The sequence below is a fragment of the Streptomyces sp. A18 genome, from assembly GCF_059026065.1.
The window spans coordinates 40997-65679 of sequence record NZ_JBWLKL010000003.1; the positions used below are offsets into that span (position 1 = coordinate 40997).

At 69.4% G+C, this 24683-nt stretch carries 23 protein-coding genes and 1 riboswitch; of the genes, 9 read left to right on the forward strand and 14 right to left on the reverse strand.

Annotated features, from left to right (window positions below; genetic code table 11):
• Positions 1-4 precede the first annotated feature (4 nt).
• The 4 genes from AC5P1C_RS05850 to AC5P1C_RS05865 all read right to left on the reverse strand — a co-directional run bounded on the left by AC5P1C_RS05850 (position 5) and on the right by AC5P1C_RS05865 (position 4215).
• Positions 5-1036 carry a C40 family peptidase gene (locus AC5P1C_RS05850; protein ID WP_493864573.1) on the reverse strand — a complete coding sequence of 344 codons (1032 nt, stop codon included), beginning with the start codon at positions 1034-1036 and terminating at the stop codon, positions 5-7.
• 230 nt (positions 1037-1266) lie between these two features.
• The gene (locus AC5P1C_RS05855; protein ID WP_493864574.1) at positions 1267-2298 is read right to left on the reverse strand and encodes a C40 family peptidase; all 1032 of its coding nucleotides are present in this window, start codon (positions 2296-2298) and stop codon (positions 1267-1269) included.
• Positions 2299-2591: 293 nt separating this feature from the next.
• Positions 2592-3941: an NYN domain-containing protein gene (locus tag AC5P1C_RS05860; protein WP_493864575.1), complete on the reverse strand. Its 1350-nt coding sequence runs from the start codon at positions 3939-3941 to the stop codon at positions 2592-2594.
• 34 nt (positions 3942-3975) lie between these two features.
• Positions 3976-4215 carry a hypothetical protein gene (locus AC5P1C_RS05865; protein ID WP_493864576.1) on the reverse strand — a complete coding sequence of 80 codons (240 nt, stop codon included), beginning with the start codon at positions 4213-4215 and terminating at the stop codon, positions 3976-3978.
• Between the two features lie 139 nt (positions 4216-4354).
• Between AC5P1C_RS05865 and AC5P1C_RS05870 the strand changes: the two genes are divergently transcribed.
• The 7 genes from AC5P1C_RS05870 (at position 4355) to AC5P1C_RS05900 (ending at position 10658) form a co-directional block, all read left to right on the forward strand.
• Positions 4355-5086, forward strand: a complete 732-nt coding sequence (locus AC5P1C_RS05870) for a rhomboid family intramembrane serine protease (RefSeq protein WP_493864577.1) — start codon at positions 4355-4357, stop codon at positions 5084-5086.
• The gene (locus AC5P1C_RS05875) at positions 5083-5364 is read left to right on the forward strand and encodes an Lrp/AsnC family transcriptional regulator (RefSeq protein WP_493864578.1); all 282 of its coding nucleotides are present in this window, start codon (positions 5083-5085) and stop codon (positions 5362-5364) included. Before AC5P1C_RS05870 ends, AC5P1C_RS05875 begins: the two co-directional genes overlap by 4 nt.
• Before the next feature lie 113 nt (positions 5365-5477).
• Entirely contained in the window at positions 5478-5813 is a 336-nt protein-coding gene (locus AC5P1C_RS05880; RefSeq protein WP_493864579.1) for a small secreted hydrophilic protein, read from the forward strand.
• Between the two features lie 58 nt (positions 5814-5871).
• Positions 5872-7251: a sensor histidine kinase gene (locus AC5P1C_RS05885; RefSeq protein WP_493864957.1), complete on the forward strand. Its 1380-nt coding sequence runs from the start codon at positions 5872-5874 to the stop codon at positions 7249-7251.
• Positions 7248-7910, forward strand: coding sequence for a response regulator transcription factor (locus AC5P1C_RS05890; RefSeq protein WP_493864580.1), 663 nt, complete (start codon positions 7248-7250; stop codon positions 7908-7910). The genes AC5P1C_RS05885 and AC5P1C_RS05890 overlap by 4 nt, the downstream gene beginning before the upstream one ends.
• A gap of 86 nt (positions 7911-7996) precedes the next feature.
• On the forward strand, positions 7997-9409 hold the full coding sequence (locus tag AC5P1C_RS05895) for an SLC13 family permease (protein WP_493864581.1): 1413 nt from the start codon (positions 7997-7999) through the stop codon (positions 9407-9409).
• 22 nt (positions 9410-9431) lie between these two features.
• Positions 9432-10658, forward strand: a complete 1227-nt coding sequence (locus AC5P1C_RS05900) for a glycerate kinase family protein (RefSeq protein WP_493864582.1) — start codon at positions 9432-9434, stop codon at positions 10656-10658.
• On the opposite strand, the gene AC5P1C_RS05905 is transcribed toward AC5P1C_RS05900, so the two are convergent.
• The 6 genes from AC5P1C_RS05905 to ctaE all read right to left on the reverse strand — a co-directional run bounded on the left by AC5P1C_RS05905 (position 10610) and on the right by ctaE (position 17791).
• Positions 10610-12022, reverse strand: coding sequence for an aminotransferase class V-fold PLP-dependent enzyme (locus AC5P1C_RS05905; protein ID WP_493864583.1), 1413 nt, complete (start codon positions 12020-12022; stop codon positions 10610-10612). The genes AC5P1C_RS05900 and AC5P1C_RS05905 overlap by 49 nt on opposite strands.
• Before the next feature lie 181 nt (positions 12023-12203).
• Positions 12204-12320, reverse strand: a riboswitch (SAM riboswitch).
• A 74-nt stretch (positions 12321-12394) separates the two neighbouring features.
• Complete coding sequence (trpD, locus tag AC5P1C_RS05910) at positions 12395-13459, reverse strand: anthranilate phosphoribosyltransferase (protein ID WP_493864584.1); 1065 nt, start codon at positions 13457-13459, stop codon at positions 12395-12397.
• Between the two features lie 139 nt (positions 13460-13598).
• Positions 13599-15230, reverse strand: coding sequence for a cytochrome bc1 complex cytochrome b subunit (gene qcrB / locus AC5P1C_RS05915; RefSeq protein WP_493864585.1), 1632 nt, complete (start codon positions 15228-15230; stop codon positions 13599-13601).
• Positions 15227-16282 carry a cytochrome bc1 complex Rieske iron-sulfur subunit gene (gene qcrA / locus AC5P1C_RS05920; protein ID WP_493864586.1) on the reverse strand — a complete coding sequence of 352 codons (1056 nt, stop codon included), beginning with the start codon at positions 16280-16282 and terminating at the stop codon, positions 15227-15229. Before qcrA ends, qcrB begins: the two co-directional genes overlap by 4 nt.
• Positions 16279-17088, reverse strand: coding sequence for a cytochrome bc1 complex diheme cytochrome c subunit (gene qcrC, locus AC5P1C_RS05925; RefSeq protein ID WP_493864587.1), 810 nt, complete (start codon positions 17086-17088; stop codon positions 16279-16281). Before qcrC ends, qcrA begins: the two co-directional genes overlap by 4 nt.
• Positions 17089-17170: 82 nt before the next feature.
• Positions 17171-17791 (reverse strand): aa3-type cytochrome oxidase subunit III, encoded by a 621-nt coding sequence (gene ctaE, locus AC5P1C_RS05930; RefSeq protein WP_249590366.1) that lies wholly within the window; start codon positions 17789-17791, stop codon positions 17171-17173.
• A 178-nt stretch (positions 17792-17969) separates the two neighbouring features.
• Here ctaE and AC5P1C_RS05935 point away from each other — a divergent pair, with 178 nt between their 5' ends.
• Positions 17970-18371, forward strand: a complete 402-nt coding sequence (locus AC5P1C_RS05935) for a hypothetical protein (RefSeq protein WP_493864588.1) — start codon at positions 17970-17972, stop codon at positions 18369-18371.
• A 99-nt stretch (positions 18372-18470) separates the two neighbouring features.
• On the opposite strand, the gene AC5P1C_RS05940 is transcribed toward AC5P1C_RS05935, so the two are convergent.
• The 4 genes from AC5P1C_RS05940 to ctaC form a co-directional block, all read right to left on the reverse strand.
• The gene (locus AC5P1C_RS05940) at positions 18471-19718 is read right to left on the reverse strand and encodes a L,D-transpeptidase (protein ID WP_493864589.1); all 1248 of its coding nucleotides are present in this window, start codon (positions 19716-19718) and stop codon (positions 18471-18473) included.
• Positions 19719-19853: 135 nt separating this feature from the next.
• Positions 19854-20252, reverse strand: a complete 399-nt coding sequence (locus tag AC5P1C_RS05945) for a cytochrome c oxidase subunit 4 (protein WP_493864590.1) — start codon at positions 20250-20252, stop codon at positions 19854-19856.
• Entirely contained in the window at positions 20249-21985 is a 1737-nt protein-coding gene (gene ctaD / locus AC5P1C_RS05950; protein ID WP_493864591.1) for an aa3-type cytochrome oxidase subunit I, read from the reverse strand. Before ctaD ends, AC5P1C_RS05945 begins: the two co-directional genes overlap by 4 nt.
• Positions 21982-22944 (reverse strand): aa3-type cytochrome oxidase subunit II, encoded by a 963-nt coding sequence (gene ctaC, locus AC5P1C_RS05955; RefSeq protein ID WP_493864592.1) that lies wholly within the window; start codon positions 22942-22944, stop codon positions 21982-21984. Before ctaC ends, ctaD begins: the two co-directional genes overlap by 4 nt.
• Before the next feature lie 340 nt (positions 22945-23284).
• Here ctaC and AC5P1C_RS05960 point away from each other — a divergent pair, with 340 nt between their 5' ends.
• Positions 23285-24664, forward strand: coding sequence for a cysteine desulfurase/sulfurtransferase TusA family protein (locus AC5P1C_RS05960; RefSeq protein WP_493864593.1), 1380 nt, complete (start codon positions 23285-23287; stop codon positions 24662-24664).
• The last annotated feature ends 19 nt before the right edge of the window (positions 24665-24683 follow it).

Genomic DNA, 24683 nt, shown 5'->3' on the forward strand with positions numbered 1-24683 from the left:
CCGGTCAGATCCGCGTCACCGACGACACCGGCATCATGCCGACCGGGTCGTAGCGCACGGGCGCGCCGGGGTAGGGGGCGTGCACGACCTGGCCGTTGCCCATGTACATCCCGATGTGGCTCGCGTCGTCGCGGTAGGCCACCAGGTCACCGGGCTGCGCCTGGGCGAGCGGCACCTGCCGCCCCGCGTACCGCTGGGCCTGCGAGGTACGCGGCAGGCCGACGCCCGCCTGCGCGTACGACCACTGCGTGAGGCCCGAACAGTCGAAGCCGGAAGGTCCGTTGGCACCCCACACGTAGGGCTTGCCGACGGCCGAGCGTGCCGCGGCGATGGCCGCGGCGGCCCGCGACGATGACGGGGCCGCGCCCCCGAGGTCGGGCATCCCGTCGCGTCCCGAGCGCGACGCCCTGTCGTACTCCTCGCGGTCCTGCGAGGGCAGCGAGTTGAGCAGCTTGCGCGCCTTGGCGAGCTTGTGCTCGACGCTGCGCTTGTGGCGGGCCACGGCGGTGCGGCTCTTCTCCAGCTCGGAGAGCTTGCGGCCGGCCTCGGTGCGCTCCTGGGCGAGGCTGCGCTGGGCCTTCTGCAGATCGGCCAGTTCACCGGCCTGGCGGGCGCTGATGCGGTCGAGCGCCGACGCCCGGTCCAGATAGCCGTCCGGGTCGGAGGAGAGCACCAGGGCGAGGGAGGGGTCGATGCCGCCCGAGCGGTACTGCGCCCCGGCGAGCGAACCGAGCGCGCCGCGCATCGTGTTGATGCGCTCCTGGCCGCGGGCGACGCTGTCCTTGGCCCGCTCGACCTGTTTGCGCAGGGTGTCCGCGCGCTCGTCGGCCTTGTTGTACGCCTCGGTGGCCTTCTCGGCCTGCTCGAAGAGGCGGTCCACCTTGGCCTTGGTGCCGGCCGGGGTGTCCTGCGGTGCGGCGCCCGCCGGTGTGGCGACGATGGCCGCTGCGGCGGTGGCCGCAGCAGCGGCCGACAGAACGGTGACGCGCGTGCTCCGGTCGAGGCCGGACAGTGCGAGACGACGATGGGACCCCACGGGAAGCCGCTCTCCCTCCACTGACGGACCCCCGGCCGAAGTACGAACCGGGGGAAAGCCCCCCGATCCGTCGGGGGAATGCGCGCGACAGTAGCCGTGGGACCACGTCACGGCCAAAGACCCTGCCGTGTACGCAACGTGACGCCCCGCCGGAGACGCAGGTCACCGACGGGGCGTGGGGTCAGCGGGAGTTACCGGAATTCGCCCGTTTGGGCGGCACTCCGGTCGTTTCAGATGCGGACGCCGAACTGGAAGGAGCCGATCGTGGACATCGACTCGTAGCGCACCACAGCGCCCGGCTTCGGGGCGTGCAGGACCTGTCCGTTGCCCGCGTAGAAGCCGACGTGCGCGAGGCTGTTGAAGAACACCAGGTCGCCGGGCTTGAGCTCGCCCCGCCCGATCTTCGTGCCGTCGTTCTGCTGGGTGTACGTGGTCCGGGTGATCTGCACACCGGCCTGGTTGTACGCCCACTGCGTGAGGCCCGAGCAGTCGTACGAGTTGGGGCCGCTGCCACCGGAGACGTAGGGCTTGCCGATCTGCGTCGCGGCGGCGCTCAGGGCGGCCTGGCCGCGCTGCGAGGCCGGCACCTCCTTGCCGAGGTCCACGCGGTCGCCGGCGTCACGGCTCGCGCGGGTCTCCTTGGCCGCGAGCTCCTGCTTCTCCTTGGCGGTGAGGGTGTTGAGCAGCTTCTGGGCGGCGCCGAGCTTGCTCTGGACCTCCGACTTCTTCTTGCCCAGTTCCTTGCGCGTGTCGGCGAGGTCCTTGAGCTTGTCGGAAGCCTCCTTGCGCTCCTGCGCGAGGGTCCGCTGCTTCTCCTGGACCTTCTTGAGCGCCTCGACCTGCTGACCGCTCAGCTGGTCCATGGTCGACGCCTTGTCCAGGTAGTCGTCCGGGTCGGCCGAGAGGAAGAGCTGGACGGAGGGGTCAAGGCCGCCGGAGCGGTACTGCGCGCTGGCCATCGAACCGAGGCCGCCCCGCAGGTCGTTGAGGTCCCCCTGGCCACGGGCGACCTTGTCCTGAAGCTCGCCGATCTCCTTCTCGAGCTTCTCCTGCTTCTCCTTGGCACCGTTGTACCGGTCGGTGGCCAGGGCCGCGTCCTCGTAGAGCTTGTCGACCTTGGACTTGACCTCGTCCTTGCTCGGCTTCTCGCTCGGCGTCGCGTTGGCCGCCTGGGAGGTGAGGGCGACGGCAGCGGCGGCGGTCGCGGTGAGCACGGTCACGCGGGCGCGGCTCGGCTGCTTGGGTCGACGGTGGGACGCCACGAAGGCGGCTCCTTCTTCCTCCAGCCGCCTACCGAGACCCGGTGGGCGGGTACCACCGCTGTCACCCCGGATGGGTGATCAACCGAGCGGAGGTTCGAGGCGAGACCCTAGTGACCTTCTTGTGATCAGTTCAAATCCTGACCGGCAAAAAGAGGGGTGCGGGACGCATATTTTACCGATAACGCACAGGCGGTAATGATCAATTGACGCTACGTCGCGTAGCCGACGTCCCAATTCGGGCATAGGGAACAGGAGTTACTTGCGCACCCTTAGCCCCGCAGAAGCGGCGTACGTCAGCCGCGCGAAAGCCGCTTCAGAAGGACGGCCGAGGCGACGGGACGCGCCCCCGCCTTCGCGATCCCGTCGGCCACTTCGCGGTCGGTCGAGACGACGACCACGGGGCGCCCGGGAGGCTCGGCGCGCACCAGCTGACGGATCAGCTCGTCCGCGGTGACGCCCGGCTTGGAGAACAGCACCCGCACCCCGCGCGGCGGCGCGAGCAGCACGGGCGCGGCGAGTTCGGCCCCGTCGAAGACACAGGTCATCTCGGCGCCGGTCTGCGCGGCGAGCTGCGAGAGCGAGCCGAGGAGGCGCAGCCGCTGCTTCTCCAGGGGCATCGTCGGATAGCCGGTCTTGGTGACGTTGTAGCCGTCCACGACCATGTGCGCCTGCGGCAGCGCGAGCAACTGGTCCAGGATCGCCGGGTCGTTCTCGGAGAGCGCGCGGGCCGCGATGTCCTTCGGGGTCATGCGCCCCGGCTCGACGGCGTCCACGGTCTCGGCGGGCCGCACGGAGACCGGCGGCAGGGCCAGCTCGCGGCGCAGCCCCTGGGCGGACTCCAGAACCGTGTCGAGCAGCAGGCGCACCCGCATGTCCTCGACGCTGCGCCCCTCGCGCGCCGCCCTGCGGCTGGCCTCCAGGGCGGCCTCGGTCTCGCTGAGCCGCGCCTTGAGCCGCCGGGACTCGCTCTCGGCGGCGGACAACTGCGCCTGGCCCTCGGCCCGTACGGCGTCGGACTCGGCGGCGGCCTTGCGCAGGGCCGCCTCGCCGCGCTTGACGTCGCTGAGGGCGCCGCGCAGCTTGCGATGCATCGATTCGGCTTCCTTCTTCGCCGACTCGAGTTCCGTGCGCAGCCGTTCGGTCTCGGCCTTCGTGTGGCCGCGGGCCGCGGAGAGCTCCTCGCGGAGCCGTTCGAGCTCGGCCCTCGTCTCGTCGTCGAGCCGCTCGGCGTCGGCCCGCAGGGCCTCCTCGCCTGCCGCGGTCACCAGCTTCACCCAGCCCGCGGGGCGCAGCACGTAGGCCGCGGCCGCCACATCGAGGGGGTCCGCGGCCGGGGGCGGGGTGCCCGCGTCCAGGGCGCCGGTGAGCTCGGGCTGTGCCTCTCTGAGACGTTCGCCGATGCGCTGCCTGAAGAGCGGGTCGCCCTCCAGGGCCGCCGCCATCGCGTTGCCCGCGAACTTCGTGCGCCGGGTCGGCGTGAAGCGGGCGTACTGCCGCAGTTGTGCGGGCAGTTCGCTGACCGTGAGGCCGCCGAAGCCGTCCGAGACGATCTGGACGACCCGTCGGCGCACTCCGTCGGGCAGCGGACGGTCGAGCACCTCAGCGGTGCCGTCGTCCGGCTCCCCGCTTGCGCTCTCCACCATCCGTCACCCCACTAGCTGTGCGGGGCCCGCTCCCTCAGGAGCCGGCACCCGGCCTGTCCACGAGTTCCACCTGGTCCACCGCATTGCACCAGCGGCAGCGCACCGACTCGATGGTCTCACTGACCACCTCGCGTTCCTCGACGCTCGACTCACCGGCCAGGTCGAGGTGCACGTACTCGACGACCTTCGACGTGCGGGTCACGTCAAAACGCGTGAGATTGCCGCACAGCGCGCAGCGCCACCGGGTGGTGTCGGTCGGCAGAGGAACCGTCATCGTGGCTGTTTCGCTTTCCTTCGGAATTCCATGGTGTGTGGTGCCCGTAACCCTAAGGCCTGTAAGGGGCTCCATGCGGCGGCCTCCTGCGCGGCGGGGCGGTCTGTACGGTTTGCTGCCCTTACGTCATGCTCTGATCATGATCAAGACATGGGGTACGACGGCGGGCAGGATGATGAGGGGACAGTCGGCCCCGGTGACGTACGGCCTGATCGCGGCCTGCTCTCTGGTCTTCCTGATCTCACCGCTGTCCGGGTTCAACCCCGCGTACGGCACGGGCGACGAACTGATCGCCGCCCAGCAGGCCTACTTCGCGCGCTGGGGCGTGGTCCCGTCGGACCTGTTCAGCGGTGCGCTGCGGCCCGCGCTCGCCCCGGCCACCGCGCTCTTCGTGCACGGCAGCTGGCTGCACCTGTTGGGCAACATGCTCTTCCTCTACGTATTCGGGGCGATGGTCGAGGAGCGGATGGGGCACCTCCAGTTCGCGTTCTTCTACCTCGGCTGCGGCTATCTCGCCCTGTTCGCCTACGCGGTCGCGCACGCGGGCTCCGACCAGACCCTGGTGGGCGCGTCGGGGGCGATCTCCGCGGTGCTCGGCGCCTTTCTCCGTCTCTTCCCGAAGGCGCGGGTCACCAGTCTCTTCCCGTTCCTCTTCTTCCTGCCGCTGCGCTTCCCGGCCTGGGTGGTGCTGCCGTTCTGGGTGACGCTGCAGTGGCTGGCCGCGCTGCAGGGCGGCCAGGGGCCCGGTGTGGCGTATCTGGCCCATCTCGTGGGGTTCTCGCTGGGCTTCGTCTACGCATGGGTGCGGTATGGCGGGGCGGCTAGAGTGAAGAAGCCAGCACCGGCTACCGAGGGAGACAGTCAGCCGTGATCACCGCGATCGTGCTCATCAAGACCAGCGTGGACCGGATCCCGGAGATCGCCGAGTCGATCGCCGCCCTCGACTGTGTCAGCGAGGTCTTCTCCGTGACCGGGACGTACGACCTCATCGCCATGGTCCGCGTATCGCACCACGACGACCTGGCCGACGTCATCCCCGGCAAGATCAGCAAGATCCCGGGCGTGGAGGGGACGGACACGCACGTCGCGTTCCGCACGTACTCCCAGCACGACCTGGAAGCGGCGTTCGCGATCGGCCTGGACTCCTAGGCATCCGCTGCCGGGCGTCCGCGCGGATGCCGGACTCGGCACGGATGCCGGATGAGCGTTTCTTCATCTGCAGCTCATGCTTCTGACGCACCGCGCCCCGCACCCTCACTGTCATGGTCTTCTCCCACCGCATGGCCGCCCTGGCCGCCGTCGTGGCGATCCCCCTCGGCATCGCCGCGACCAGCTACGCCCTGACCGACAGCCCCGAGCCTCCCAAGGCCCCGCCCAAGGTGGAGCTGGAGAGCGGCTCGCCGTCCTCGTCGACGTCACCGTCGTCGTCGGCATCGCCTTCCTCGAAGCCCACCACTCCCCGGCCGACGCCGAGCGACGAGACGGTGTCCCCACCACCGGTGAGCGAGAATTCCTCGGGCGATGACAACGACGACGACGGCAACGAAGGCAGCGGCCAGGGCGACAACGACGACGACGGCCCCGGTGACGACGGCTGAGCGCCCGCACCGCTGGATATCGGCCCGTGTCCGCATCCTGCTCTGGCTGCTCGTGGTGATGACGGTCGCGCTCACCGCGGTCGCGGCCACCACGCGCTCCGTCCTGCTGCGCGACGTCGACCACCGCATCGACCGGCTGCTCGCCCAGGAGACCGGCGAGTTCACCAACCTCGCCCGCGAGGGGGTCGATCCGCAGACCGGCCAGAAGTTCACCTCTCCCGATCCGCTCCTGCGGCTCTTCCTGTCCCGCCAGTACGCCGACCCCGACGAGGAACTCCTCGGCCTGGTCGGCCGCCCCGGCAAGACGCCCGCGAAGAAGGAGCAGTCGCGCGAGCCACGGATCGGCCATCCGCTCGCCGAGGACCCCGCCGCGCTGCGCACGGTCTTCGAGTCCCCCGACGCCACCGGCACCCTGCACCGCTCCCAGGGCGAGGTCCGCTGGGCGAAGGTCGAGATCGCGGCGAGCGGCGGCCACCCGGCGGCGGCGTTCGTCGTCGCCTTCCACCCGGCGGGCGAACAGGCCAAGGCGGGCGACGTGTTCACGATGCTCCTGGCCATCTCCGGGGTCGCGCTCCTGATGACGACCGGCATCGGCTGGGCGGTCGCGGGCCGCATCCTCAAGCCCGTGCGTCTGGTGCGTACGACCGCCGCGCAGCTCACCGAGCAGGACCTGACCCAACGCATCCCCGTACAGGGAAAGGACGACATCGCGGCGCTCGCCGAGACGTTCAACGGGATGCTCGACCGGCTGGAGCGCGCGTTCGCCGCGCAGCGGGAGTTCGTCGACGACGCCGGGCACGAGCTGCGCACGCCCATCACCATCGTGCGGGGCCATCTGGAGCTGATGGGCGACGATCCGCAGGAGCGCGAGGAGACGGTCCGGATCGTGATGGAGGAGCTCGACCGGATGAGCCGCATCGTCGAGGACCTCCTCCTGCTCGCCAAGGCCGAGCGCCCCGACTTCGTCACCCCGGAGCCGGTACAGCTCGCCGAGCTGACCGCGGACGTCTTCGTCAAGGCACGGGCGCTCGGCGACCGCGACTGGAAGCTGGCCGAAGTGGCCGACGGCGAAGCCGGTCTCGACCCGCAGCGCATCACCCAGGCGATGGTCCAGCTCGCCCAGAACGCCGTCCAGCACACCGTCCCCGGCCAACGCATCGGCATCGGCTCGCGCAGCACGGCGGGCCGGATCGAGTTGTACGTCGCCGACAGCGGGCCCGGCGTCCAGGCGCAGGACGCGGCGGTGATCTTCGAGCGGTTCCGGCGCGGCACCGCACGCCGCGGCGCCCGCGCCACCGGAGCCGGACTCGGCCTCGCCATCGTGCGCGCCATCGCCGAGGGGCACGGTGGCCGGGTCGAGCTGCGGCCGACCACCCCGGGCTCCGGCGGCGCCACCTTCGTACTCGTACTGCGAGAACAGGAACCCGTACTGCCATGAACCGGATTCTCATCGTCGAGGACGAGGAGCGCATCGCCTCCTTCGTCGAGAAGGGCCTGCGCGCCAACGGCTTCACCACCAGCGTCGTCGGCGACGGCGACGCCGCCTACGACTACGCCCTGACCGGCAGCTTCGACCTGGTCGTCCTGGACATCGGACTGCCGGGCCAGGACGGCTTCACGGTCCTGCGCCAGCTGCGCGAGTCCCGCGTGACCACACCGGTCATCGTGCTGACGGCACGCGACTCGGTCCGGGACACGGTGGCGGGCCTTGAGGGGGGCGCGGACGACTGGATGACCAAGCCGTTCCGCTTCGAGGAGCTGCTCGCGCGGGTGCGCCTGCGGCTGCGCACGGCGGCGCGGGCGCCGGAGGTGACGGTGCTGCGCAGCGGGGAGCTGACGCTGGACCTGCGGACACGCAGGGCGCGTTCGGGCGAGCGGACGGTGGATCTGACGGCACGTGAGTTCGTGTTGCTGGAACTCTTCCTGCGCCATCCTGGTCAGGTCCTCTCGCGGGAGCAGATCCTGTCGCACGTGTGGGGCTACGACTTCGACCCCGGGTCCAACATCGTGGACGTGTACGTACGGGCGCTGCGCAAGAAGCTGGGCGCCGAGCGGGTGGAGACGGTGCGCGGGATGGGGTACCGGCTGCCGGGGTGATCTGCGGCAGGGGCGGCCAGGCGCGGGTGAACTTTCCTTCATCCAAGGCTCATTGAGGGCTCACGGCCGGGCCCGAGGCTCAATGCGTGACCCTGAACCCCCGCCAAGCCATCACCCTGTGCATCGCGCTGAGCCTGTGCGCGCTGCTCGTGGTGCCCGGCAACTTCCCCGGCCTGAGCGGCGACGCCCGGCTCACCCTCGCGGTGTTCGCCCTCGCGACCTGTGCGTGGATCGGCACGCCGATCGACGACACGTACATCGCGCTCGGTGCCGGGCTCGCGCTCACCGCGACCGGGGTGATCAGCAGCGACACGCTCTTCGGCACCCTCGGTGACGAGACGGTCTGGCTGCTGATCTGCGCCTTCGTGCTCGCGGCGGCCGTGGCCCGCAGCGGTCTGGCGGGCCGGGCCGCGGCCTTCCTCGTCAGCGGGGCGCGCAGCGTACGGCAGTTGACGCATCTGACGACGGCCGCCCTGGTCGTCACGGCCTTCGCGGTACCCGCCACGTCGGGCCGCGCCGCGCTCGCCCTGCCCGTCTTCCTCGCCCTCGCCAAGGTCCTCGCCGACCGCAGGCGCCTGGTGGTGATGCTCGCGCTCCTGTTCCCGACCGTGATCCTGCTCTCCGCGGTCGCGACCCTGATCGGCGCCGGCGCGCATCTGATCACGGTGTCCGTGCTCCGGGAGGCCACCGGGGACCGGATCGGCTTCACGCAGTGGATGCTCCTGGGCCTGCCGCTCGCCGTCGCCTCGTCCCACCTCGCGGCGGAGGCCGTCCTGTTGACGACGACACGGCGGGCGGACCGCAAGGGTCCCGTCCACATCACCGTCGAGCAGCTTCAGGAGCACAGCGAGCAGCCGGTCACCGGAGTCTGGGAGCCCGCGGAGACCCGCTGCGCCCTGCTGCTCGCCACAGTCGTCGCGCTCTGGTGCAGCGAGCCGCTGCACCAAGTGCCGCCCGCAGTCGTCGCGTTGATCGGCGCGGTCGTCGCCTCGTCCCCCGCCCTGGGCACCGTACGCCTGAAGGACGCCCTGAAGACCGTGCCGTGGTCGCTGCTGCTCTTCATGGCGGCGACGATGGCGATGGGGGTCGCGCTCGCCGAGTCGGGGGCGGCGAAGTGGCTGGTGGGCGGAGTTCCGCTGGATGTGCCGCCCTGGCTGTTCCTGACCGTCGTCGTCACCGTCAGCACGGCCGCGCACCTGATACTCCAGTCCCGCTCGGCCCGCTCCTCGGTCCTGGTCCCGCTGGTCGTCGCGGCGGCCGTCGGCGCGGGCGTCAACCCGGTCGCCGCCGCCCTCGCCTCCACGGCGGCGGCGGGCTTCTGCCACACCCTGCCCGCGTCCGCGAAGCCCGTCACCCTCTTCGCCGACATCCCGGGCACGCCCACCTACACCCCGCGCGACCTGCTGCGTCTCTCCGCGGTCCTCGCGCCGCTGACCGCCGCGCTCGTCCTGCTCTTCGCCGTGGCGCTCTGGCCGCTGCTCGGCGTACCCGTCCGCTGACCCCACCCGCACTGGAGACCCCATGCTGACCCGTTTCGCCATCGCCCCCAGCGGCTTCAAGGAGTCCCTGTCCGCGCAGTCGGCGGCCGAGGCCATCGCCGAAGGAGTACGCCGCGTCGTCCCGCACGCACAGACCGATCTGATCCCCCTGGTGGACGGCGGCGAAGGCACCGCCCGCGCCCTGGCCACCACGGGCGGCGGGCGCCTGGTCGCGCTGCCCGCCACCGGTCCCGTCGGCCAGCGGATCGGCACGCACTTCGCGCTGCTCCCGTCCGGCACCGCCGTCGTGGAGATGGCCGCGGTCGCCGGGCTCTCGCTGGTCCCGCGCGGTCTGCGGGACCCTGGCGCCACGACGACGTACGGGGTCGGCGAGCTGATCCGCGCCGCGCTCGACGCGGGCGCCCGCCGCATCCTGGTGGGCTGCGGCGACTCCGGCACCTCGGACGGCGGCGCGGGGGCCCTGCAGGCGCTCGGCGCCCGGCTCCTGGACGCGGACGGCTGGGAACTGCCGCGCGGCGGCCGGGAGTTGACCCGACTGAACCGCATCGACCCCGCGGGCCTCGACCCTCGCCTGAAGTCCACCGAGATCCGCGTCGCGTGCAACCCCTTCAACGTCCTGACCGGCGAGCGCGGCGTCGCCCGCGTCTTCGGCCCCCAGAAGGGCGCCACCCCCACGCAGGTCGAACAGCTCGCGGCGGCCCTTGAACACTGGGCGCACGTCCTGACCCGCGACCTGCACGTCACGGAGGACCTCGCGCTCGGCCCCGGAACAGGCGCGTCCGGCGGCCTCGGCGCCGGTCTCGCCGCCCTCGGCGCCCAGCTCCTGCCCCGCTTCGACGTCCTGCTCGACGACCTGGACCTGGACGCGCGCCTGGCCCGCGCCGACCTCGTCGTCACCGCAGAGGGCGCCCTGGACCACCAGACGCCGCGCGGCAAGGTCCCCGCCGAAGTGGCGCGGCGCGCCAAGCGGTTCGGCCGCCCGGTCCTGGTCCTCGCGGGCACGATCGGGCAGGGCGCGCACCACGTACGGGCGGAGGGTGTGGACGCCTACAGCGCGATCCTGCCCGCGCCGGTCTCACTGACCGAGGCGCTCGGCCGCGGGGCCGAGTTCCTCACCGACGCGACCGAGCGCGCCCTGCGAATGATTGTGCTGGGGTCACGCCTGAAGGGGCACCCCAAAGCCCAGAACCCGGCTCAGGTTCAGGCGGCCGTGGTGTCCGGCACGCAACGCCCGTCCTCGGTGCGGTAGTTCCACCGCGCGCCGTCCGCCACCAGCTCCTTGACGGCACGCACGAAACGCTCCACGTGCTCGTCCGGGGTGCCGGCGCCGAAGCTGACGCGGATCGCGTTCAGCGACTTCTCGCCGGGCGCGGCCTCGGGGGCACCGCACTCGCCCTGGGTCTGCGGGTCGCTGCCGAGCAGGGTGCGCACCAGCGGGTGGGCGCAGAAGAGGCCGTCGCGTACGCCGATGCCGTACTCGGCGGAGAGCGCGGCGGCGAAGTGTGAGCTGTTCCAGCCGTCGACGACGAAGGAGATGACGCCGACGCGCGGCGCGTCGTCCCCGAAGAGCGAGAGCACCTTCACGGCCGGTACGTCGGCGAGGCCCTCGCGCACCTTCGCGATGAGGTGGCGCTCACGGGCGACGAGCTCGTCGAAGCCCGCATCGGTCAGCGCCTTGCACGCGGAGGCGATCGAGTACACGCCGATGACGTTCGGCGAACCGGCCTCGTGGCGCGCGGCGGTGTCGTGCCACTCGACGTCCACGCCGCCGTCGCTGCGCCGCGCGACCTTCCGCGATGCGCCGCCGCCCGCGAGGTAGGGCTCGGCCGCCTGCAGCCAGTCGGAGCGGCCCGCGAGGACGCCCGAGCCGAAGGGCGCGTACAGCTTGTGGCCGGAGAAGGCGACCCAGTCGACGTCCAACTCGCTGATGGAGACCGGGTGGTGGGGCGCGAGCTGCGCGGCGTCCAGGACGATGCGGGCGCCGTGCGCGTGGGCGGCGGCGGCGAGCTCCTTGACCGGCCACAGCTCACCGGTGACGTTCGACGCGCCGGTCACGCAGACCAGGGCGGGGCCATTGGGGCCTCCCCCGCTCGAACGAAGTTGAGAGCTCGGGGAAGGGTCGCGGTCGGCGAGGGCGCGCTCCAGGGTGGCGACGGCCTGGTCGGCGGTGCGCGGGGCGTTCAGGTACGTCACGCGGGCGTCGCGCCAGGGCAGCAGCGATGCGTGGTGCTCGGTCTCGAAGACGAACACCTGACAGTCGGCGGGCAGCGCGGCGGCGAGCAGGTTGAGCGAGTCGGTGGTCGAACGGGTGAAGACGACCTGGTCGTCATCGCGGCAGCCCAGGAACTCGGCGACGGTGACCCGGCTGTTCTCGAAGAGGTCGGTGGAGAGCTGCGAGAGGTACCCGGCACCCCGGTGCACGCTGCCGTAGTACGGCGCGTACGCGGCCACGTCGTCCCAGACCCGCTGCAGCGCCGGGGCGCTGGCCGCGTAGTCGAGCGCCGCGTAGGTCACCTCGCCGCCGGTGACGAGTGGCACGGTGACGTCACGGCCGAGGACGGGCAGCGGGGCGGCACAGACGGTCTGGTCGGCGGCAGCAGTGGTGACAGACATGGCGAACTCCCGTGGGAAGGCAGGCGAGTTCACTGCGATGGCGCTCGAACGGCGCTGCAGTGAGGAAAGAAAAAGGGGGTGCGGAAAAGGGGCCGGGAAGCCCTATCGCATTCGCTTGCTCACGAGACTGCTCCCTTGAGGACCAGGACCCCAGGGGTACGACACTCATCGAGTGCGCAGGGGTCCGCGCTTGCCATACGCCTTGCTGCGTACGGCCTGGTCTTCACCCGGGGCACCCCGCCACGGACGGAGGGTTGCCGGACAGCGAGCCGGGGCTTAATCGCTGTCACTCATGACCTGCGCAGCATCTTGCCACACGATCTTCTCGGTGGACACCGCAGTCCGGGATCCGGACTGCGGTGTGCGCCACACTCAGCTGTTGCTGGCCGCCACCCAGCGCTCAAGGGCCCGCTTCGCGGACCCGGAGTCGATCGACTCCGCCGCCTTCGCGATGCCGGCGCCGATCTGCTCCACCAGGGTCGCGTCGCTCGGCGCGAGGGCGACCAGGGCCGCCGCGGTGTTGAGCAGCACGGCGTCCCGCACGGGGCCCTTCTCGCCGTCCAGGAGGCGCAGCGCCACCTCGGCGTTGTACGAGGCGTCGGCGCCCCGCAGCGCCTCCACGGGGACGAGGTCGATGCCGACGTCCCGCGGGTCGAAGGCCTCCTCGCGCACGACGCCGTCCCGTACCACCCAGACCCGGGAGGTCGCGGTGGTCGTCAGTTCGTCGAGCCCGTCGTCGCCGCGGAAGACCAGGGAGGAGTTCCCGCGCTCGGCGAAGACCCCGGCCACGATCGGCGCCATCCGCGGGTCGGCGACACCGACCGCCTGGGCCCGCACCTTGGCCGGGTTGGTGAGCGGACCGAGAGCGTTGAAGACGGTCCGGATGCCCAGCTGGCTGCGCGCCGCACCGGCGTGCCGCAGCGCCGGGTGGAACTTCACCGCGAAGCAGAAGGTGATCCCGGCTTCCTCGGCCACCTCGACGACCCGCTTCAGCGGCAGCTCCAGGTTCACCCCGAGCTTCTCCAGGACGTCCGACGCGCCCGATGCGCTGGAGGCGGCGCGGTTGCCGTGCTTGACGACCTTCGCGCCCGCGCCCGCGGCCACGATCGCCGACATCGTGGAGATGTTGACGGTCTTGGCGCCGTCACCGCCGGTGCCGACGATGTCGACGGTCTGCCCCGGCACCTCGATCACATTGGCGTGCTCATACATCGTCCGTACGAGGCCGGTGATCTCCTCCACGGTCTCGCCCTTGGCCCGCAGCGCGACCACGAAGCCCGCGATCTGCGCGTCGGTCGCCTCGCCCCGCATGACGCGGTCCATGGCCCAGGCCGTGTCCTCGGCGCTCTGGTCCCGCCCTTCCAGCAGCCCGTTCAGTACACCGGGCCAGGAACGGGCCGCCGCGGTGTTGCCTCCTGCGGGGGTCACAGCGCTCATCTGCCGCTCCTGGGTTCGTCTGGATGGGGACAGGAACACCTTATCCAGCCCGGGGGACGGCAAAGAGCCCCGTCCATGCACTGGATGCATGGGACGGGGCTCTCGCCGTGGCGACCATGGAGGTCAGAGCTTCAGGGGATCAGTGGTGGCCGTGGCCGCTCGTGATCTCCTTGTACTCCTCGGTGGTGGGCTTGGGGATCTGGCCTTCCTCCCCGTAGTAGCCCTTGGAGAGCTTGGCCCGGAGCTTCTGCGAGCCCTTCACCTTGCGCTCGACGCCGTTCTCGTCGGTCGAGGGACCGATCTCGACGGGCGCGTACTGCTCGTGCGCGGTGAGCGTGTGCAGCTGCTCCTGGTTGAGCGGCTCGTGGACCTCGATGAACTCACCGTGCGGCAGGCGCTTGATGATGCCCGACTCGCGGCCGTGCAGGACCTTCTCCCTGTCGCGCCGCTGCAGACCCAGGCAGATCCGCTTGGTGGCGATGAAGGCGAGGACCGGAGCCACGAAGAAGGCGATGCGCACGAACCAGGTGATCGAGTTGATCGACAGATGGAAGTGCGTGGCCCAGAGGTCGTTGCCACCACCGACGAGCAGCACGAAGTACCAGGTGATCCATGCGACGCCGAACGCCGTACGGGTCGGTGCGTTGCGCGGGCGGTCCAGGATGTGGTGCTCGCGCTTGTCGCCGGTGACCCAGGACTCGATGAACGGATAGACCGCGATCGCGACCAGGACCAACGGGAAGATGATCAGCGGGATGAACACGCCCAGGACGAGCGTGTGACCCCAGGCGTTGATCTCCCAGCCCGGCATGACACGGATCAGACCCTCGGAGAAGCCCATGTACCAGTCGGGCTGGGCTCCGGTGGAGACCTGGTCCGGACGGTACGGGCCGATCGCCCAGATCGGGTTGATCGTGGCGATCGCCGAGACGGCCGCGATCACACCGAAGACCAGGAAGAAGAAGCCTCCGGCCTTCGCCATGTAGACGGGCAGCAGGGGCATGCCGACGACGTTCTTGTTCGTCTTGCCGGGGCCCGCGAACTGCGTGTGCTTGTGGTAGAAGACCAGGATCAGGTGCGCGACCACCAGGCCGAGCATGATGCCCGGCAGCAGCAGGATGTGCACCGAGTAGAACCGGGCCACGAAGTCCCCGCCGGGGAACTCCCCGCCGAACAGGAACATCGACAGGTACGTGCCCACGATCGGCACGGACAGGACCGCGCCCTGCATGAAGCGCACACCGGTACCGGAGAGCAGGTCGTCCGGGAGCGAGTAACCGGTGAAGCCGGTGAACATGCCGAGGACGAACAGCAGGAAGCCGAAGACCCAGTTGACCTCGCGCGGCTTGCGGAAGGCACCCGTGAAGAAGACGCGCATCATGTGCACGAACATCGCCGCGAGGAAGATCAGCGCCGCCCAGTGGTGGATCTGCCGGATCAGCAGACCACCACGCACATCGAAGCTGATGTGCATGGTCGAGTTGAAGGCCTCGGACATCAGCTGGCCCTGCAGCGGGATGTAGCTGCCGTGGTACTCCACCTCGTTCATCGACGGGTGGAAGAACAGGGTCAGGTACACACCCGTGAGGATGATGATGATGAAGCTGTAGAGGCAGATCTCACCGAGCATGAAGGACCAGTGGTCCGGGAAGATCTTGCGCATGTTGGCCTTGGCCAGGGAGTAGATCCCCAAGCGGCCGTCGGCCCAGTCGGCGACCCGCTCACCGGCGGGCGCCTCCTTCTTACGCGTATCAGTCGTCGTAGTGCTCATCCGCGCTCCCAGAAAGCAGGACCGACGGGCTCAGCGAAGTCGCCGAGCGCCTCGAGGTAGCCCTCTTCGTTCACGCCGATGCGCAGCTGCGGCAGCGCGTGACCGGCCGGGCCGAAGATCACTCGGGCACCGTCGGAGAGGTCGAAGGTGGACTGGTGGCACGGGCAGAGGACGTGGTGCGTCTGCTGCTCGTACAGGGAGATCGGGCAGCCGACGTGGGTGCAGATCTTGGAGTACGCGACGACACCGTCGTGCGACCACTCGAGCTCCTGCTTGTCCTTGATGTTGTCCGGCTGGATCCGGACGATCATCAGGGCCGCCTTGGCGATCTCCTTCTGGAAGTCGTGGTCGTGCTCCTCCAGGCCCTCGGGCTTGGCGAAGGTCAGCGAACCGACCGCCACGTCCGACGGGCGCAGCGGCTCGTTCGTGTTCATGTTCACGAGCAGCTTGCCCTTGGCCCACAGCGTGTGCCGCAGCTTGTCCTCCGGCAGCGGACCGAGGTCACGCAGCAGGACGACGCCGGAGAGCGGCACCATGGCGAGCGCGCCGAACATCGTGTTGCGGATCAGCTTGCGCCGGCCGAACTGCGACTCCGCGGCACCGGCCTTGAAGTCGGCCATGACCTTGGCCTTGACCTCGGGCTCGGCCTCGATGGGGTGACGCTCGTCGGCGACCTCCACATCGGACATCAGGGTGCGGGCCCAGTGGACGGCGCCCGCGCCGATGCAGAAGAGCGCGATGCCGAGGGTCATGCCCAGGGCGAAGTTCAGCGCACTGATGTGGCCGATGGGCCAGATGTAGACGCTCTTGTCGACCGGGAACGACACGAACGAGGCGATGAAGCCGACCGTGGCGAGCATCGAGAGCGTGAACAGGAAGGCGACCGCACGCTCGGACCGCCTGGCGGCCCGCTCGTCGATGTCCTGGACGCGATGCTCGTGGGGCGGCAGCCCCGGGTCGGCGAACGGATTCTCTTCCTTCACCGCCACCGAGCCGTGCTCGGTCTCCTGCACGCTGGGCAGGTTCTCTTCAGGATTCTCTTGGCTACTCATGACTTCTTGGCCTTTGCGGTCCGAGCGGCGACCCACACGGCGACCGCGATCAGCGAGCCGAGACCGAAGATCCAGGCGAACAGCCCTTCACTGACCGGACCCAGACCACCCAGCTTGAGACCGCCAGGGCTCTCGGTCTGTTCGCCGTTGACCGCGTCGAGGTACGCGATGATGTCCTTCTTGTTCTTCTCCGGCATGATCGTGTCGGGGAAGGACGGCATGTTCTGCGGGCCGGTCTGCATGGCCTCGTAGATGTGCTTCGGGGAGACATCCTCCAACGAAGGAGCGAACTTGCCCTTCGTCAACGCGCCGCCCTCACCGGTGAAGTTGTGGCACTGCGCGCAGTTGGTGCGGAACAGCTCGCCACCCTTGGCGATGTCCGCCCCGTCCGGGCTGTACTGCTTCTCGGTGGGGATGGTCGGGCCCGCGCCCAGCGAGGCGATGTACGCCGCGAGCTGGTCGATCTGGGCCTGGTTGTAAATGGCCTTCTTCTTCGGCGCCTGGGCGCCCGGCTGCTGGAGCGGCATACGGCCGGTGCTGACCTGGAAGTCGACGGCGGCTGCGCCGACGCCCACCAGGCTAGGACCGTCGGTGGACCCCTGACCGCCGGTTCCGTGGCAGCTGGAGCAGCCCACGGAGTACAACTTCTTGCCCTCGTCGATGGCGAGGGACTGGGCGGTGTCGTCGGCCTGCGCCTTGTCCGCGGGTGCGAACGCGGCGTACAGCCCCCCGGTGGCCGCCAGCGCGAGGAGTAGGACGACGATCGCCGCCAGCGGGTGGCGTCGTCGTGCGGAGAGCTTTTTCACGGATTACCCCGGTGTCAGGATCTTCTGCGTCGATGCTTCTGGAATGAGTCGGAACGTCGGACCCGTCCGGGCCCGGCCCCGTTTACTTGATCATGTAGATCGTGGCAAAGAGACCGATCCAGACAACATCGACGAAGTGCCAGTAGTAGGACACGACGATGGCTGCGGTCGCCTGCTCATGGGTGAACTTCCTGGCCGCGTAGGTCCTGCCGAGGACCAGCAGGAAGGCGATCAGGCCGCCTGTCACATGCATGCCGTGGAAGCCGGTGGTCAGGTAGAAGACCGAGCCGTACGGGTCGGACGAGAGCGAGAGGCCCTCGTGCTTGACCAGCTCGGTGTACTCGTACACCTGACCGCCGATAAAGACCGCACCCATGATGAAGGTGACGATGAACCACATCCGGAGCTTCTTCACGTCACCGCGCTCGGCGGCGAAGACGCCGAGCTGACAGGTGAGGGAGGAGAGCACCAGGATCGTGGTGTTCGTCGCCGAGAACGGGAAGTTCAGCGCGGACGCCATTTCCTTCCAGTGCTCAGGTCCTGTCACCGATCGCAGGGTGAAGTACATCGCGAAGAGGGCCGCGAAGAACATCAGCTCGGAACTCAGCCAAATGATGGTTCCGACGCTGGTGAGGTTCGGCCGATTGACCGGCGGGTGCGCGTGCCCGGTATCTACTGTCGTTGCTGTCGCCACGACCGACATTATGTCGGTCGCTTATCCCGCCCTCACCCCGGGGGGTGCCGTTCGGAGTGTCTGCGGTGTGTGTCCTGCCCGTATGGCCCATCGAAGGGCTGTCCGAACCGCTGTTGACGGGGTGTCCGGAGAGGTAGCATCCGCGCATCGGTCCCCGGCCGAATGCCCTCAACGAAGCGGAGGAACAATGCAGCCGACCGCCACGGTGCTGGTCTACAGCGACAACGCGAGCACCCGCGAGCAGGTCCGGTTGGCCACCGGACGCAGGCCGGCGGCGGACGTTCCCGCGGTCGAGTTCATCGAGTGCGCGACGCTGCCCGCCGTGCTGAAGGAGATCGACCGGGGCGGCATCGACGTCTGCGTCCTGGACGGCGAGGCCACGCCCATCGGCGGCATGGGGGTCTGCCGTCAGATCAAGGACGAGATCTTCCACTGCCCGCCGGTACTCCTGCTGATGGGACGCCCGCAGGACGCCTGGCTGGCCACCTGGAGCCGCGCGGAGGCCGCCGTGACCCTTCCGGTCGACCCGGTCGAGTTCGCGGACTCCCTGGCCGCCCTGCTGCGCGCCAGACTGGCCATCCAGGCCTGACGCGGCACTCGGCGCACTTGGCGCACGAGAGAGCACGAGAGGGGCCCACGCGATCGCGTGGGCCCCTCTCGTCGCGTTCTGCGCGCTTCTGCGGGCCGCTCAGACCTGCGGCCGCAGCCTGGCCGCGTCGACCGCCGCGGGGCCTTCCTTGGCGTCGCCCAGCAGGGCGCTGCCGTCCCGCCAGTCCTTCCAGTCGACGTTCCAGTCGCCGAAGCCGTTGCCGAACGGATCCATGTCAGCGCCGTTGCTGTTGACGACTCTCACGATGTCGCCCTGCCGGACGGTCTCGTAGAACCAGGCGGCGTTGCTGGTGCTCATGCCCGTGCAGCCGTGGCTGGTGTTCGCGTTGCCCTGCGAGCCGACCGACCAGGGCGCGGCGTGCACGTATTCACCGGAGTCGGTGACCCGCGTCGCGTAATAGACCATCTTGTCGTAGAAGTCCGATGCGCCGATGCTGGCACTGGTCATACGTACGGAGTACTCCTTGCCGAGGACGACCTTGACGCCGTTGCGCGTGGAGTAGCCGGGCTTGCCCGTCGTCACCGGCATGGAGTTGATCTCCTCGCCGTTGCGGTAGACCGTCATTGAGTGCGAACCGGCGTCCGTCACGGCCTCGATGCGGTCGCCGATGGTGAGCCGCAGCGGCTTGGCCTGGCCGCCCCAGAGCTTGTCGCGCACCTTGATGCCCTCGAGGTTGCTCCGCACGTTGATGGTCGCGCCCGAGGGCCAGTACTCCTTGGCGCGGTAGTGCAGCGTCTTGCTGTCCACCCAGTGCCAGGCGCCCTGCGTGGCGGGCTGCGTATCGACCTTCAGCGCACGCTCCACGATGGACCTGGCCTTCTTGTCCTTCACCTTGGCACTCAGCTTGGCCGTGACGGGCTGGCCGACCCCGTACTTGCCCGACTCGGGGCCGAAGGTGACGTCGAGGCGCTTCTTCTTGTCCGGGGCGTTCGTCTCGAACGTCATGACCTTGCGGCCCGGCGAGCCGTCCTCGTCCTCCGTGCTGACCCGCACCGTGTACTGCGCGCCCGCCGCCAGGGGTGCCGTGCTGTGCCAACGGGCGCCGTCGGCGGTGAGTTCGCCGGCCACGTACCGCCCCTGCGCGTCGGTGGCCTTCACGTCGGTGATGCGCCCGTCGTCGCCCTGGGCGGTGACCTCCAGGGGCCTGTCCGGATCCGCCTTCTGGCTGCCCGCTGGGCTGTTGAAGGCGATCTGGCCCGCCGCGTCGTACGGCTTCGCCGAGAGCGGATGGCCGTCGGAGCTGCCGCAGGCCGTGGTTCCCACCCCGAGGGCGGCCACCAGCATGGTGCAGCTCAGTACCGTGCGGATTCGCGGTGAGTGGCTCATAAGCACACGGTATGGAGATTCCTCGGCAACGGCGCGCCGGAATGACCCGTACGGGGGTCGATGGCGACACGCCGAGGGGCCCGGACGCTCCTGACGGAGTGTCCGGGCCCCTCGGTGAGGCGGGAGATCACAGACTCACTGGGTCTGGTTCTCGCCCCGGTAGTACTCGAAGACCCAGCCGAAGAGGCCGATCAGCAGGAGCGGGGCCGAGAAGTACAGCAGCCACCAGCCGAAGACGACGCCCATGAAGGCGAACGCGCCACCGATGGCCAGCGAGAGCGGCTGCCAGCTGTGCGGGCTGAAGAAGCCCACCTCGCCGGCCTCGTCCGCTACGTCGGCCTCCTTGTTGTCCTGTGCGGAGGCGTCGACACGCCGGGCCGTGAAGGCCAGGTAGTAGCCGATCATGATGCACAGGCCGAAGGCCAGGAACAGCGCGGTCGTACCGGCCGGCTCCTTCGACCACCAGCCGTAGACGATCGCCATGGCGAGCACGAAGACGCTCAGCCAGATGAACATCTTGCCTTGGACCTTCACTTGCCGGCCTCCTTGCCGCCCGCGAGCGCCTTGTCACCGTGACCGGCGTTCTCGAGCTGGTCGAGAGCCGCGATCTCAGGGTGATGCAGGTCGAACGCCGGGGATTCGGAACGGATCCGCGGCAGGGTCAGGAAGTTGTGCCGCGGCGGCGGGCAGGACGTCGCCCACTCGAGCGAGCGGCCGTAGCCCCACGGGTCGTCGACCTCGATCTTCTTGCCGTACTTGGCGGTCTTCCAGATGTTGTAGAAGAACGGCAGTATCGACAGACCGAGCAGGAACGAGGCGATCGTCGAGATCGTGTTCAGGGCGGTGAAGCCGTCGGCCGCGAGGTAGTCCGCGTACCGGCGCGGCATGCCCTCGGCGCCCAGCCAGTGCTGCACCAGGAACGTGCCGTGGAAGCCGATGAACAGCGTCCAGAAGGTGATCTTGCCGAGCCGCTCGTCCAGCATCTTGCCGGTGAACTTCGGCCACCAGAAGTGGAATCCGGAGAACATCGCGAAGACCACGGTGCCGAAGACGACGTAGTGGAAGTGCGCGACCACGAAGTACGAGTCCGATACGTGGAAGTCCATCGGCGGCGAGGCCAGGATGACGCCGGTCAGACCACCGAAGGTGAAGGTGATCAGGAAGCCGACGGCCCAGAGCATCGGTGTCTCGAAACTCAGTGAGCCCTTCCACATCGTTCCGATCCAGTTGAAGAACTTCACGCCTGTTGGCACGGCGATCAGGAACGTCATGAAGGAGAAGAACGGTAGGAGCACGCCACCAGTGACGTACATGTGGTGCGCCCACACGGTCACGGAGAGACCCGCGATCGCGATCGTCGCGCCGATCAGGCCCATGTAGCCGAACATCGGCTTCCGGGAGAAGACCGGGATGACCTCGGAAATGATTCCGAAGAATGGCAACGCGATGATGTACACCTCTGGATGGCCGAAGAACCAGAAGAGGTGTTGCCACAGCAGCGCGCCGCCGTTGGACGCGTCGAAGATGTGGGCACCGAACTTACGGTCCGCCTCCAGGGCGAACAGCGCGGCGGCCAGGACCGGGAAGGCCAGCAGGACCAGCACTGCGGTCAGCAGGACGTTCCACACGAAGATCGGCATCCGGAACATCGTCATGCCGGGTGCGCGCATGCAGATGATCGTGGTGATGAAGTTGACCGAGCCGAGGATCGTGCCGAAGCCGGAGAAGGCCAGACCCATGATCCACATGTCGGCGCCGATGCCCGGCGAGCGGACGGCGTCCGACAGCGGGGAGTAGGCGAACCAGCCGAAGTCGGCCGCACCCTGCGGGGTGAGGAAGCCGGCCACCGCGATGAGCGAGCCGAAGAGGTACAGCCAGTACGCGAACATGTTCAGCCGCGGGAACGCCACGTCGGGCGCGCCGATCTGCAGCGGCATGATCCAGTTCGCGAATCCGGCGAACAGCGGCGTCGCGAACATCAGCAGCATGATCGTGCCGTGCATCGTGAACGCCTGGTTGAACTGCTCGTTCGACATGAGCTGCGAGCCCGGACGAGCGAGTTCGGCGCGCATGAAGAGCGCCATCACGCCGCCGATGCAGAAGAACGCGAACGACGTGACCAGGTAGAGCGTGCCGATGGTCTTGTGGTCGGTGGTCGTCAACCACTTGATCACGACATTGCCCGGCTGCTTGCGCCGTACCGGCAGCTCGTTCTCGTACGAGTCTTCTGCTGCCGCGGCACCCTGAGGTTCGTTGAGGATGCTCACAGGTTGTTCGTCTCCCGGTTCTTCTCGTGGCTCGTCTGCTCGATGCCGGCCGGGATGTATCCGGTCTGGTTCTTCTTCGCGAGGTCCTCGAGGTGCTTCTGGTAGCGCTCGGGGGAAACGACCTTCACGTTGAAGAGCATCCGGGAGTGGTCGACACCGCAGAGCTCCGCGCACTTGCCCATGAAGGTGCCCTCCTTGTTGGGAGTCACCTCGAAGGCGTTGGTGTGGCCCGGGATGACGTCCTGCTTCATGAGGAACGGCACCACCCAGAAGGAGTGGATGACGTCACGCGAAGTCAGCACGAACCGGACCTTCTCGCCCTTGGGGAGCCAGAGGGTCGGGCCGGGGTTGCCGTTCTGCGGGTTCCGCTGGCCGGGCGTACCGACGTCGTAGACGCCGCCGGCGTTGGACGGGAACGCATCGCGGAACTTGTCCGGGATGGCCTCCAGCTCCTTGGCCGACTTCGCGTCGCCCTTGTTGGAACCCGGCACGTCCTCGATGTAGTTGAAGCCCCAGCTCCACTGGTAGCCGACCACGTTGACCGTGTGGGCGGGCTTGTCCTCCAGTGCGAGGAGCTTCGTCTCATCACGTGCCGTGAAGTAGAAGAGCACCGAGACGATGATGAGCGGAACCACCGTGTAAAGCGTCTCGATGGGCATGTTGTAACGCGTCTGCGGAGGTACCTCCACCTTGGTGCGGCTGCGCCGGTGGAAGATGACACTCCACAGGATCAGACCCCAGACCAGCACGCCCGTGGCGAGCGCTGCCGCCCACGAGCCCTGCCAGAGGGAGAGGATCCGCGGAGCCTCTTCCGTTACGGGGGTGGGCATACCAAGGCGGGGAAAGTCCTTGTATGTGCAACCGGTCGCGGTTGCCAGGATCAGGCCCGCAGTCAGCACCTGCGGCAGCTTCCGCCGCATCGGGCGCCGCGACGAGCGGTCGGAGCCGTTGGGACTCACGTAGCGCCTTCCCGAGAGTCTCGGCCCGCGCGGTCGGGTGCGGCCTTCTCGGTCGTCGGTCGCCGCCCTGCGGCGGGCAGGGGTTTGGATGTTTATGCGGGCCAAACCTTACTGGACGCTATTTGGGGTCGCGCGGGGAGGGTGCCTAACGCGCCGCGGGTCACTCGGGAGGGTGGGACGCCCCTCCCGGCGGGGGCTTTCTGACGGGGGGTCGGGCGCCCACCAGCTCGGCGGAAGCTCTCCGTCCGCGGGGGTGGGTCCGTCGTGGTTGATCGCGCCCACGCGGCGGAGCCGCACATGTCACAGCCCCGCGCCCCTTCGGGGCGCTTAGCGTTGGCCTGTGTCCTACTTCGATGCCGCTTCTTCCGCTCCCCTGCATCCCGTGGCCCGGCAGGCTCTGCACGCTTCGCTGGACGAGGGGTGGGCCGATCCTGCTCGGCTCTATCGCGAGGGGCGGCGGGCCAGGCTGTTGCTCGATGCCGCCCGCGAGGCCGCCGCCGATGCGGTGGGCTGCCGACCGGACGAGCTCTCCTTCACCCCGTCCGGCACCCGGGCCGTGCACTCCGGGATTGCCGGAGGCCTCGCCGGGCGTCGGCGCGTCGGGCGGCACCTGGTGGTGTCGGCGGTCGAACACTCTTCGGTGCTGCACGCGGCGGCGGCCCTCGAAGCCGACGGGGGCGCGGTGACCGAGATCCCGGTGGACCGGTCAGGGGCGGTGTCCCCGGCCGCGTACGCCGCCGGTCTGCGCCCCGACACGGCGCTCGCCTGCCTCCAGTCCGCCAACCACGAGGTGGGCACCGAGCAGCCGGTGGCCGATGTCGCTTCGGCGTGTCGCGCCGCCGGGGTGCCGCTCCTGGTGGACGCGGCGCAGTCGCTGCCGTGGGGGCCGGTCGGCGGGGATTGGTCCCTGCTCGCCGCCAGTGCCCACAAGTGGGGCGGGCCCGCGGGCGTGGGGCTGCTCGTCGTGCGCAAGGGGGTGCGGTTCGCCGCGCAAGGCCCGGCCGACGAGCGGGAGTCGGGGCGCGCCCCGGGCTTCGAGAACATCCCGGCGGTGGTCGCCGCCGCGGCCTCGCTGCGTGCCGTGCAGGCCGAGGCCGCCGAGGAGGACGCACGGCTGCGGGAGCTGACCGAGCGGATCAGGGCGCAGGTGCCGGGTCTTGTGCCGGACGTGGAGGTGGTGGGCGATCCGGTGCGGCGCCTGCCCCACCTGGTGACCTTCTCGTGTCTCTATGTCGACGGGGAGACCGTGCTGCACGAGCTGGACCGGGCGGGCTTCTCGGTCTCCTCCGGCTCGTCCTGCACCAGCTCGACGCTGACCCCCAGCCACGTACTGAAGGCGATGGGCGTCCTGAGCGAGGGCAACGTCCGGGTGTCACTCCCCCGAGGGACCCAGGAAGCGGAGGTGACGCGCTTCCTGGAGCTTCTGCCGGGCGTGGTGGCCGGGGTGCGCGAACAGCTGGGCGCTCCGGCGGCACCGGCATCGGGGGCGGAGTCCGCCTCGCTCGTCGTGGACGCGCTCGGCAAGCGCTGCCCGCTGCCCGTCATCGAGCTCGCGAAGGTCATCGGGGACGTACCGGTGGGCGGCACCGTCACCGTCCTCGCGGACGACGAGGCGGCGCGGCTCGACATTCCGGCGTGGTGCGAGATGCGGGGCCAGGAGTACGTGGGTGAGCAGCCGGCGGACCACGGCTCTGCCTATGTGGTCCGCCGGAGCTCCTAGCTTCTGGCTGCCGGCTTCC